The sequence below is a fragment of the Thermodesulfobacteriota bacterium genome (assembly GCA_034189135.1).
GTDB lineage: Bacteria > Desulfobacterota > Desulfobacteria > Desulfobacterales > JAUWMJ01 > JAUWMJ01.
Genome location: JAXHVO010000090.1, coordinates 49554 through 61974, shown reverse-complemented (window position 1 = coordinate 61974; position 12421 = coordinate 49554). Strand labels below are relative to the sequence as shown.

Below are 12421 nucleotides of genomic sequence, written 5' to 3'. Positions count from 1 at the left end.
AAATCATTGCGCAATCAGAAAGCAAAGACTGTGGGATGATCCTTATGGCCTATCGTTCACGCAATATGCTGGCGGAGTCGATTATCGGAGGAGTTTGCCGAAAGGTACTAAGACGAAGCAAGAAGCCTGTTTTGCTGGTACCCATTCCGGACAAAAGTTAATTTCAAAAGAATTTCTGAAATATGAGATTTTTCAACCGCACTATTGACGTCGGAAGTCTCGATTGAGGAAATGATGATCACAATTTGCGAATTGAAATTTCAGTGCTTTGGACGCAGGCACTATAGGAGCGATGGTCTAACAGTTGCCAGCTTGAACCGGTTTTCAGGAAGAAAAACAAGCAAGAGACTTTACGACTATAACGAATAATTATCACTTAGTCGATTATATTTCATAATTTTATAAAGCGCCTTGATTCAAGAGGTTCCCGAAAGGGATAGCACCTCCTACCCTTGTTTTGAGGCGCTTTTTCCGTTATTAAATGTATATCCTGATTGTCTCAAAGCTGCGAAGGACTTCCAAGCCACCTTCTGCAAGGCTTTTTAGTTCATCCTCGTCCGGGTAAATCAAAACCGGACTTAAGGAAATTACTCGGTTCCGGATCTCGTTCGTCACTGTATCTGCTTTACAAAGATTACCTGTAAGTACAACCGCATCCGCTTTCCCCACAAGTACTGCTGCCATGGAACAGATCTCTTTGCTGATTTGGTATCCCATGGCCCTCAGCACAAGCTCGGCTTCCGTGTCACCCCTGGAGATGCGGTTCTCAACTGCGGCAATATCATGGGTGCCTGAATACGAATGGACACCGCCTTGCCCGAAGAGTTTGCGGTTTATTTCTTTTTGAGTGAATTGTCCTGAAAAACATAGCGTTATCAGATCCTGCAAAGGCAACGTTCCTGTTCGCTGGGGAGTAAAAGGGCCTTCGTTTATGCCGTGCGTGCCGTCTATTATCCTTCCGTTCTTGTGGGCACAAATAGTAATTCCACCACCCATATGCGCAACAATAAATGAAGATTTGCTGTATGAGAGTTTCAGATCCGATGCTGCTTTCTTTGCAGCTGATTTCTGGCTCAGAACATGAAAGGCGGCATGTCGTTTAACATCCTTAAGGCCAGAAAACCTGGCAATCGGCATCATCTCATCAGATACAGGAGAATCGTATATAATCGCTTTTGCTTCAAAACGATTTGCTATTTCATAAGCGATCTCAGGGCCTACATTGCACGGATGCCAACCATAACCACCGGAGCGCAGGTCTTTTAACATGGATTCTGTTATTCGATATGCTCCCGTCTTAATCGGGCGAGTCAAACCGCCGCGGCTGACTGCAATGTCCAGATGTTTTATTTTCTCACCATGACTATCTAAAATACCATCCACTGCTCGCTTATGAAACTTAAGCCATTTTTCAAATTCATTAAGACCGGCCATTTGTTCAGACGTGTGATCTATGGTCTCTTTGAAGAAAAAGTTACGGTCCTTATAAAAGCCAACCTTGGTTGATGTAGAACCGATATTGATTACGAGAATGCAGCACATATTTTTCCTCAACAGCTCAGTACCGCCAGAGCAATGCTTAGTAGCCATGAATCATCATTTTCCAGGGGCGAATGAACCACAATCGGAACCTTCGTACCGGCCAGCACGCCGGCGAATTTAACACGAAAAACCCATGCGAGAAACTGAGCGGTTAGATTCGCCGATTCAATATCAGGAAAAAAATAAATATCGGCATTGCCTGGCACTGTGCTTTGAATACCTTTTTGAATCGCTGCATCAGCCGATTCGGCGTTATCCATGGCCAAAGGTCCCTCGATAACAGCATTTCCGAATTGTCCCCTTTGGGACATCTTTGAAAGTATTGCGGCATCCATTGTTGACTTTATGGCAGGGTTGACCAGCTCAAGAGGAGCAAGGGCGGCAATATTGGGGTGTTTGATTCCAATTACATCTGCTATAGGGATAGCATTTTCCAAAATAGCTGTTTTTTCCTTTAAATTAGGTGTGGAGTTAATAAGAGTGTCGGTCAGAAGTGTAAGACGCTGTTCCTTTACCGATTCGAATACACTTACATAGCTCAGTGTATGTCCATTAATCAAATTCACTTTTGAAAGCATCTGTAAAAATTCGGTAGTGATCATTTCGGTGTCAAGAAGAATATCTGCTTCACCGGAGCGCACCATTCCAAGGGCATGTTTACGGGCATTTACAGTGTCGGAATCAGTCGATAACAAATTATTTTTACGATCTAGATCGGAAAATCCCTGTCCGCAAAAGACGGGTTCTATAAGCTTAATATCTTGAGCTCTAAAAACAGCGTTGACGGCAGCGTTGTTTCCATCCCCGGTAATAACCATACTTCTAGTTTTTCCCGTTTTTGCTGCTTTGATAATATTTTTAAAAGAAGGATTATTCATTGTTTTTCCAGCTTTTGTGATGAGAGAACGACACCAAGAGCAAGATTTGTGATCCTGGCAGAATACCCGTCGGATCGGGAAGGTGTCAGTACAAAGATACCGCCACCGATTGTCACGCACTGTCGGATACCACCGCCTAAATGATCGATGCTCTTTACCAGAATATTACCGGCATCTATATTGGGGACCAGAAAAATATCAGGGAAAGAAGCTGTATCAATTATCTGATTACCAAAAGCTTCGATAAAATTCCGGCTTTCACAGATTCTGCATTTTCCGTCTAAATTTTTTACTACAAGCTGGCTTAAGATATCAGCATCTTTTTGTGCTGCAGAGATTATATCGCCATAGTGTTTTGCTGATAGGATCATAACCCTGGGTTGTCTACATCCTATATGGTGAAACACGGTAATGGCTTTGTTGAGAATTTTTTGTTTAACAGTGGTATCGGGATAAATATTAACACCCGGATCAGTAACAACAAATATTTTTTCGATGCCCGGAGCTTGATGAAAACACAAAGTGCATGGAACCTGATCCGGTGCGAAATCCTGGGTATGCCGTATCAGTGAACGGTATAGAAAGCTGGTTATTATCTTGCCCTTTACAACAAATGATACACGGTTTGTTCTCACAAGTTCAATGCACTGGTTGGCAGCGTCCTGCGGATCACTCTGATCAATAAACTCAAAATTGTTTAATGACAGTTTATTTTCTGAGGCTACTTTTTCTATACGGTTTTTGTTGCCTATGAGTACTGGATGAATCAATCCTTTCCGATTGCCATCTATAACCGAACGCAGGACATCTGAATCATCAGGAAAAAGCACCGCAACTTTTTTAGGGCCAAGTTCTATGGCTCTTTTTTTGATTTCTCTAAAATTTCGGTACATGTGTCTTATTTTTCATGGAGATTAGTATTAACGCAGAGAAACTTCAATCATTCCAACTTCTGCAAAAGAGATTGAAACTGTTGCCATTCTTCCTTTGAGTAACGATTTACAAACTGGCTGTTTATTTCGCCGAATATTGAAAGAATTGAATTGCGGTTTTTTTCAGCTTTGGGAGAAAGGTGAATACGCAAGGCCCGGCGATCATTGGAATCGGGTCGTCGTTCTATCCAGCCGTCACGTTCCAGACGGTCTAATAACCCAGTGGTAGTAGGTCTGTCCAACGCTGTTTTTTCAGCCAGTTGACTCGGTAAAAGCGATTTTTCTTCAAAAATAGCTACCAGCATAAAAAATTGCCCGTGTGTGAGCCCGAAAACAGAGATTTTATCCCTGTAATACCGGGTAAGTTTCCTGGTTACGCGACCTAATTGAAAGCATATGCAGTCTTGAAAAACCATGAGTCTACCTTTTATAAACAAGTAAAAAATTGAATCCTACCAGTATGTCATTCAGACAGTAGGGGGAAAGATTGTTTTTTAATTGCAAGCTTATATGAGGGTTTGCTTACATCTTTATACAACGGACATTATCCAATATAGTTAGCATGCTAATAATTAGAATACAACCTATATTTGAAAAAACTTGTTAAGTCTGTATAAAGTTGAAAAACAAAAGGAAGGATTTTATTATAAAAAGATGTGTTGTTACGATTTTAGTTTCCTGCATAACTGTTTTGATATCAACGACAGTATGGGATGGATTTCAAAAGACTAAAATTGCCGTTCTTGATTTTAAGGTTTTGGGGAAAGGACATTCTGATTCAGCCCAATCTGGGTCATCTCAAGTTCCTTGAATTCAACCGGGGCAAAGAGGCCATTGCCGAAGGGTATAAAGAGGGCCGGGATCAAATAAAAAGTTTTCAGTGAAGGGAACTGGAACCTGCTTTCCGGTATCCAGCCTAAGTGGTACGGGATACCGGTTATCGGACTGGCTGGTTTTCTGTCTATGGAATTTCGCAAATGGTTAGGGCTCGCGCAAAAATAACTTCACATTTTATGCATCCCGGATTCAGGCCAGCTTTGCCCGATCCTCAACTCCAAAATCCTCGAAATAGCTCGCTGTTCCTGTGGCTTTGAAGCATCGGCTCGAACAAATCTGACCTAAATCCATGCGCCTAAAATGTAAACTTATTTTTGCGCGAACCCTTAGCTGTAAAAATCCGGTGATTTTTTTATGCTATCCCATTTTACGATGTCGTGAGAGGGTATTATTTCACTTTCAAGTATTTTCGATAAATGTTCGAGACGGTAAATACTTCTCATTGCCTGTTCATTATTTACGTTATTGCTGGGTGGAATTTTAAGCTCTAAGTTTTCTTCGATACATACCGCATCCCCTGGCAGGATATATGAGCGTCCGCTGTTAAGCCTTACTAATATTGATTGATGCCCTGGTGTGTGGCCAGGTGTTGCTATTACAGAAATGCCGGAAGCAATAACTTTATCGCCCTCAACTTGTTGGAAATTAAGAGGAAAATCGAAGTGGTTGCTCATGTATTGCGTTGAAACAAATGTATCGGGATTAAAGGCAAAACGATATTCCGCTTTTTGAACAATAATAGGACAATTTTTAAAGAAGCGCAGTCCACCTGTATGGTCCCAATGAAGGTGAGTCAGGATAACCATTTTTATATCCGAAACTTTCAAGTCCAGTTGCCTTAATCTTTCCTGGATCGTATCTTCTTTTGTGAATTCCGGTTTAATAAGTTTGGCTCGCGGTCCCCATGCTTGGTTAGGATCAGTCAACCCGTCAGGGTTTAATCCTACATCTATCAAAATTGGGCCATCGTCATGAATGAGCAAAACAGAGTAAACGGGCGCCTTTATTGTTTTCCCCATATTTTTTCCTGTTACAAATATAGAGTAGTCAATGTTAAGGTACCCACCGGGTAAAATAAATAATTTTTTTACAAGTTTTTCAGGCATATATATCTCCTTTCTTTTTAACACGACTTACTTTACTAACACGGCAGGCAACCATGTGACTATTTGAGGGCATATTGCACAAACAAGTATAGCGATAAAAATGGCTGCGCAAAAAGGAATTATTCCGACATAGATATGATTCATAGTTATTTCTTTGGGAGCAACACCCTTTAGAAAAAAAAGACTGTATCCAAATGGTGGAGTCAGAAATGAAGATTGCAAAACAAGAGCTGTCATTGTAACGAACCATAGTACATCAATCCCTAGTTCCTTCACAATCGGAATAAAAATTGGAAAAGTTATTAACACAATTCCTATCCAGTCAATAAACATTCCCATTACAAACAACACTATCACAATAACAGCAAAAACACCCCATTTCCCTAACCCAAGAGCAAGGATGAATTCTTGAACAACATCACCGCCACCCACGCCTAAAAAAACTCCTGTAAAGCAATTGGCACCGACAACAATAAACATAGCCATAGAAGTAAGTTTTGCTGTTCCAAGGACTGAATCTTTTAATGAAGACCAGGAAAACCTTCCATAAGCAATAATTAAAATGACGGATAGCAGTGCTCCAATTCCAGCAGCTTCAGTTGGTGTCGCCAGACCTGCGAAAATACTCCCAAGTACGCCAAAAATGAGTATTGTTGGCGGTACCAAAGTTTTCATGACCATTTTGAGCAGCTTAGGACCTGTTATCATTTCCTTCTCTTCTGCTGATATGGCTGGGCCGGCCTCCTTATTCAAATAGCACTTAACCAAAATATAGCAGCAATAAAGAAATGATAATAAAATCGCTGGAATGATAGCAGCCGCGAAAAGCTTTCCAACGGGTAAGGCTGTTTGAGTAGCCATAAAAATAAGCATAATGCTGGGAGGAACAATTTGCCCTAATGTTCCACCTGAAGAAACAACCCCACAAGAAAGCTTTTTGTCGTAACCATAACTGAGCATTACCGGTAAAGCCAGAATCCCCATTGTAACAACCGAAGCCCCAACAATTCCAGTACATGCGCCAAATATGGTTGAAACGAGAATTACCGCGACAGCCACCCCTCCATTTATTGGACCTAACAAATACCGTACGACATTAAACAGGTCTCCCATAATGCCGGAACGTTCTAGAAACATTGCCATAAGGATAAAAAGTGGAACAGCCATCAACACATAATTTTCAAGGACAGATCCGAAAAGGCGATTAACGAGCATAGGCAGACATTCAGGTCCCCATCCTATAACACCAAAGATGATTGATACTCCGCCTAACACAAAGGCAAGATAATGACCTGTAGCTATACCCAGAAGTAATCCGATAATCATTCCGGCTGTAAGGACTTCAACGCTTATATCAAACATGTTTAACTCCTTTAATTAAATACTGCAGCTTCCTGGTAAATATGACAATGCCTTGTAAAATAAGCAAAAAAGCAGTTATTGGAATTACCGTTTTAAGCAGGTATAGCGGCATATGAAAAGCACCCCATCCTGTTTCCAGCATCGCCCAGGACTTGGATGCGAATTTAGTCCCTTCCCACAATAGAACAAAGCAAAACGGGAAATAAAACAAAAGAAATGAAATGATATCTATGATAGTCTTAGTTTTTTTTGAGAACCTGTTTGAAAAGATATCTATTTTAACATGTCCATCGTGTTTTAAGGTATAAGCAGTTACTATCATAAAGTGGAAGCCATAAAGATGGGTCGTTACATCAAGGCTCCACAAAGATGGAGCATTAAACACCTTTCTTTTGATAACTTCTAAAACTACAAGGATTAAAATGATAATTACCGTCCAGCTACATATTTTACCAACCCATTCATTAATATTGTCAATAGAGTCTATAATCATTTTCACGGCGATTTCACCTCCCATATGAATAGATTATTTAATTACTACTTTGGTAACAACTACTCACGTAGTTAGGCTGAAGCTGTTTAGACTGAAGGCTGAAGAGGTCGAAGAGCACAATTGCCGTACTTTGGAGGAAATGTCTGATTTTTGCACCAAACATGGCTTCAAAATGCGCTTTTCCCTAACAGCCTTCAGCCTATCCACTTGAGTTACCTACTTTGCTTGTATGAAAAGATCTATGTGTAGAAGTCTCTACCTGTTTTCATGTTGCATTCCAACACACTGACTATTATGTATAAGTAAATTTTTAATTGAATCTTGCTTTACAGGAAACCTTATATTCCTGCTTATATACATTCAGGTTTTCCGCGTAATTTAATGGCAAAAGGGCATGAAAGGGAATGTAATGCACGCACATGCCCTTTTGCCGTTTGATTTATGTTCATACAAAAAGTATGAATTAAATTAATTCGATAAGTTAGGATAAATATTTTAACCATGCGTAATTATAATTGCGCGTTATTTGTTGCGTTAATTAGGATTTTACATAGTTAATGTACCCTCCAACAGTTTTGCTACAGATATGGATAATTCATGCCCGAAAAGAGATTATTTCCCTAATTTTTCGAGTTCACTCATTTCAGATTCAGAGAACCTGACACTTCTTTTAAGAAGAGGACGTTCCAGATCTCTGTAGGGAGCTACCTGCTGAATAGTTTTGAAGAACGAAAATATTGATTTTGCAAACAAAGGATTTTTTTTCGCTTCTTCTAATATATTTTTACGACATATTTTTTCAATTTTATCTAAAGCAGCGTCGTCCAGATATGTAACCCTGACGCCTCTTTTTAGAAATTGCTCCTGGGCTTTACCAGATTCCATACTGGAATGCGCGATACACCATGTTACAGTAGCTTGCGCTGAATATTTTATGACCGCCTGTAAATCTTTTGGCAATTTTTCCCAAGCTTTTTTATTGATGCAAACTCCCATTACAGTTGACGGTTGCTGCCAGGCTGGTGCGCTTTGCTCTGTTGTCACGTACTGGTAACCAAGTTGCCAATCCATATACGGAAGATTAAATTCTGCTCCATCTATCATTTTTTTCTCTAATGCCTGATATACTTCCTCACCAGTGATACTCACGGGTATAGCACCGAGTTCTACAAGTGCTTCGCTCTGAAGCTTGCCGCCCATTCTAATTTTGGAACCTTTAAAATCATCCAACTTGGCATATCTCTTATTGCTTCTGACTCCTGATTCTGCAGATTCTATAAAATATGGAAAATAAACCAAACCGTATTTGCCATATATTTCATTGTACATTTCGAATCCACCGCCCTTATAAATCCAGGTTATATAATCAATCTGCCGAGGTAACATCGGAAAACCACAGAGTGTACTAAAAGCGGTATCTTTTCCTGCCCAATAACCTGGCCAGTCTCCTCCGGCCTGTAAAGTTCCATCTCGAACAGCATCAAACAGCCCGAAAGCTGGTACTATTTCTCCTACCGTGAAAAGCTTTATTTTAAGCTTACCGGCAGCAAGTTCATTGACAGTTTTTACAAAATACCGATCTGCGTCGATAAGTGCATTACTTGAAGACCAGCATGATCCCATTTTCCATCTTATAGTCTTCGCCATAGCTGAACTTGAATAACCAATAACAAATAGCAACAGTATAGTTACCCATGCATAATATTTCAAAGTTTTGCTGTTCATTGTTACCTCCTTTTAATAAATAATTATTAGTATGAAACTCAACAATGCTTCTCGAACCTTATTTATTAATCACCCCCTTATTTTTCATTATGGTAATTTCTTCGGTAGAATAACCCAGTATTTCGCTCATTATTTCTTCGGAATGCTGGCCCAATAGTGGCGCGGGGGCATAGACTTCACCTGGTGTTTCGGATAATTTGATTGGGGAGCCAACTATTTTCATCTTGCCTGCACCTGGCTGTTCTATTTCTACAAGCATTTTCCTGTATTGGATATGCTTAGATTCATAGACTTCTTTTATATTGTTGATTTGCGAATATGGCAGGCTTTTCCTATCAAGAATATCAGACCACTCCTTTGTCGTCTTTTTTTCTATCTCAATTTCTAAGATGGGAATAAGTTTTTTTCTGTTTTTGGTCCTATCAGGGTTAGTTTTAAAATATTGATGGGAAATAAGATCCGCACGGTCGATAGCCTCACAGAATTTCTTCCACAGTTTATCGTTTCCGACCGGCATTATTATCCAGCCATCGTGCGTTTTAAATCCTTGAAATGGAGTAATGGAAGGATGAGCGCTACCTAACGGTTCCGGAATAACCCCTTCTATTCCGTATCTGGCAACAGCATTCTCAAGTATTGCAAATAAGCCGTCAACCATTGAACCATCATAGTACTGTCCTTTGCCTGTTTTCTCTCTCCATAACAAAGCAGATAATATTCCAATAACAGCTTGATGACCCGCAACAATATCCCCTATAGACGTTCCTACTCTGCATAAAGGGCCGTCTTCCGGTCCGGTAATACTCATGATTCCGCTATATCCCTGAGCAACCATATCGTAGGCCGGCCGGTTAGTATATTCCGGAAGAGTATCGCGTCCAAAGCCGGAGATTGATGCATAAATAATGCGAGGATTTATTTTAGTAATCTCCTGCCAGTCGAATCCCAATTTTTTCATTGTATCAGGTCTGTAGTTCTCGACGATAACATCAGATACTTTTATAAGTTCCCGAAGTATTTTTTTCCCTTTATTATGCTTCAAATCTAAAACCATACTTTTTTTGTTGCGGTTTAAGCTTATGAAGTATCCACATTGATTCTTATCAGGCTCATTAACGAAAGGCCCAAATGCCCTGGAATCATCTCCATCCGGAGGCTCAATATGGATAACCTCAGCGCCTAGATCCGCTAAGAACATTGTACATGTCGGTGCTGCCAATACATGGCTTAAATCAACAACTCTTAATCCTTTGAGCGATTTACTCATATTTATCCTTTCCTGTATGTTTTTTGCTGACACTTAAATGGAAAACTTAAAAAGCTAAGTCTAATCTTTTTGATAATTATTCATACTTATTTTTCTGACAGTTCAACAAATTCAATTGATATTCCGTAATTGTCCATAGGATCAAGAAATGCAATCTGAGTGCCATTAGCACCGGGTCTTGGTTTATTGTCAATTAATTTTATTTTCTTTGATTTTACTTTTTCTATAGAAGCTTTGATATCTTCAACTACAAAAGCAATGTGATGAATTCCTTCCCCTTCCTTTTCGATATGTTTCGATATTATGCCATCCTGTGTTACTGACTGAACTAACTCAAGGCATGTGTCACCGATCTTGAAGAAGCATACCTTTGTGTCACCAATTGTATCCTTTGATGATGCGACTAAATTATAATTTGCTGTAAAAAAGCGTTCTGCCGATTCAATATCCTTTACTGCTATTGCTATATGATCAATTTTCTTCAGCATCCCTTTTTCCCCTGTTTTTTATTCTAACGTACTATCATTCGAATGATCGCTATATTTGTTTATAAATAAGACGCTCATATCAAATTGTCTTTAATCTATTTTTTTACTTCAGCCAAGTCGAGAACACACTTTTTATACTCTTCTATCTTTTTTCTAAGCTCAACATTTATTACTAATTGCTGACTTGCTGTTGGAGCTCCTCCTTGAGATGATTCAGCTACCAGAATGTTTCCAATACCTGTCAAATATTCCATCATTCTTATCATTTTCATTCTGTTTTCTGCAGACACTTCAGGATTAGCTTCTAAATATTTATTTATAAACGGCCCTGTTTCGGGATTTTCTAAATCCTTAACTGTATTCATACTCATTACCAGCCCTCCGGTCATATCAACCCCCATCCGAGCACAATACCACAGAGATTTGCTTGCCTGGTATTTACCAACATTGGCATATAGAGCACTCGGGAAATAGTTGCCCGACTCTGTTTTGAATCCTTTATAAGCCGCACCAATCAGACATCCATAAGATAACTCGCTCTCATAGCTCATTTCGGAAAGCTTTTCTTTAATATGACCAGCTTTGCCTACGCCATTGAAATCCGCCATTATCGCCGAGCCTCCTAAAAGAAGATCACGATGTCCACATTTACAGGAACCTGTTACACATCTAAAAGTTGGCGCAACTCTGCTGACCAAAGTATTCGTAAACTCGTATTCGCCACACATAAATACTCTGTCCCATGGCACAAACACATCATCAAAAAAAATATTTGCTGCATTATATACTCCATAATTTACATTACCATAATCCATTCCCTTCGCACCCGGAGCAATGCGTCGAAAATCCGGAGAAGGGAATTGCTCTACTAAAGTCAACCCCTTTGTATCCGTTGGAACGGCAAAAGCCACAGCATAAGATGTTTCATCTTCCCTCATTCCTCTGGTAGGCATTATCAATGCCTCATGTGCAATAGATGCTCCGGAAATCATAAATTTTGCACCACGTACGATGATTCCATCTTTATTCTGTTTAACTACTCTCATATATGCTTCTTTATTATTTTGTTCGGAAGGTCTTTTGCTTCGATCACCTTTTGGGTCGGTAATATATCCCCCGACCGCAAGGTCCTCACGTTGTACCTTTTCCCAATATTTACGAAATCTTTCATAATAATTTGAACCATTCTTTTTGTCTATTTCGTAAGTAACCGATTCAAGGCCATTAGCGATATTCCCTGAAACACATCGCGCTCCTGTACACATACCATGGTAATGAAGAAGATCGCGCATAAGATCCAACCGTTTTACAAAGTCCTCTGCATTCTGGTAGAGGTGGGTAAAAAAGTTGATTCGTTCACCGGTAATATGTGAAGTTGTTGTTATTTTATCTTGATAATCGGGATCATTTGCCAGATCATAGCTTAAGGCTACTGCATCAATAGCGGGTTTAAAAAGGGGATGTTCAAGCTGATTCTCAACTTTTTCTCCGAAACAATAAAGATTAATATTCATGTCCTTAATGCTATCCTTATACTGTTGTCCTGTCATTAATGTCATTTTTCCTCCTTATTGTCATCTATTTGTTGTTTAATTAGTGCTTTAGCAAAGCATTTGGAGATTTGCTAAGGCAAGCTGCCAAGCATATTTATATAATGAGTCACAATAATATTTCATCCAATAAAGTCTTCACTGAAGTAAATAATTTCTATATATTATTTAATAGTCCTTTTATATCCGATATATTAGATATCGAATATAATAATAAATTAAGGTTGTCAAGAAATAATTA

General features: G+C 39.5%; 11 protein-coding genes. All 11 read right to left on the bottom strand.

All coding sequences use genetic code 11. The annotated features are described in order from the left end of the window. Positions 1 to 477: 477 nt before the first annotated feature. The 11 genes from buk to SWH54_13945 all read right to left on the bottom strand — a co-directional run bounded on the left by buk (position 478) and on the right by SWH54_13945 (position 12189). Entirely contained in the window at positions 478 to 1590 is a 1113-nt protein-coding gene (gene buk, locus SWH54_13995; GenBank protein ID MDY6792368.1) for a butyrate kinase, read from the bottom strand. Further along, positions 1551 to 2420 (bottom strand): phosphate acyltransferase, encoded by an 870-nt coding sequence (locus tag SWH54_13990; protein ID MDY6792367.1) that lies wholly within the window; start codon positions 2418 to 2420, stop codon positions 1551 to 1553. The genes buk and SWH54_13990 overlap by 40 nt, the downstream gene beginning before the upstream one ends. Then, on the bottom strand, positions 2417 to 3313 hold the full coding sequence (locus tag SWH54_13985; protein MDY6792366.1) for a phosphate acyltransferase: 897 nt from the start codon (positions 3311 to 3313) through the stop codon (positions 2417 to 2419). The genes SWH54_13990 and SWH54_13985 overlap by 4 nt, the downstream gene beginning before the upstream one ends. 47 nt (positions 3314 to 3360) lie before the next feature. Next, entirely contained in the window at positions 3361 to 3768 is a 408-nt protein-coding gene (locus tag SWH54_13980) for a MarR family transcriptional regulator (protein MDY6792365.1), read from the bottom strand. Between the two features lie 747 nt (positions 3769 to 4515). Continuing rightward, positions 4516 to 5295, bottom strand: coding sequence for an N-acyl homoserine lactonase family protein (locus SWH54_13975; GenBank protein ID MDY6792364.1), 780 nt, complete (start codon positions 5293 to 5295; stop codon positions 4516 to 4518). A 27-nt stretch (positions 5296 to 5322) separates the two neighbouring features. Beyond that, positions 5323 to 6657, bottom strand: coding sequence for a TRAP transporter large permease subunit (locus SWH54_13970; protein ID MDY6792363.1), 1335 nt, complete (start codon positions 6655 to 6657; stop codon positions 5323 to 5325). Then, positions 6650 to 7150 carry a TRAP transporter small permease subunit gene (locus SWH54_13965; protein MDY6792362.1) on the bottom strand — a complete coding sequence of 167 codons (501 nt, stop codon included), beginning with the start codon at positions 7148 to 7150 and terminating at the stop codon, positions 6650 to 6652. Before SWH54_13965 ends, SWH54_13970 begins: the two co-directional genes overlap by 8 nt. Positions 7151 to 7762: 612 nt before the next feature. Continuing rightward, positions 7763 to 8875: a TRAP transporter substrate-binding protein DctP gene (dctP, locus tag SWH54_13960; GenBank protein ID MDY6792361.1), complete on the bottom strand. Its 1113-nt coding sequence runs from the start codon at positions 8873 to 8875 to the stop codon at positions 7763 to 7765. A 58-nt stretch (positions 8876 to 8933) separates the two neighbouring features. After that, the gene (locus SWH54_13955; protein ID MDY6792360.1) at positions 8934 to 10142 is read right to left on the bottom strand and encodes a CaiB/BaiF CoA-transferase family protein; all 1209 of its coding nucleotides are present in this window, start codon (positions 10140 to 10142) and stop codon (positions 8934 to 8936) included. Between the two features lie 86 nt (positions 10143 to 10228). Continuing rightward, complete coding sequence (gene mce / locus SWH54_13950; GenBank protein ID MDY6792359.1) at positions 10229 to 10630, bottom strand: methylmalonyl-CoA epimerase; 402 nt, start codon at positions 10628 to 10630, stop codon at positions 10229 to 10231. Between the two features lie 95 nt (positions 10631 to 10725). Further along, entirely contained in the window at positions 10726 to 12189 is a 1464-nt protein-coding gene (locus SWH54_13945) for a 4-hydroxyphenylacetate 3-hydroxylase N-terminal domain-containing protein (GenBank protein MDY6792358.1), read from the bottom strand. Positions 12190 to 12421 lie beyond the last annotated feature (232 nt).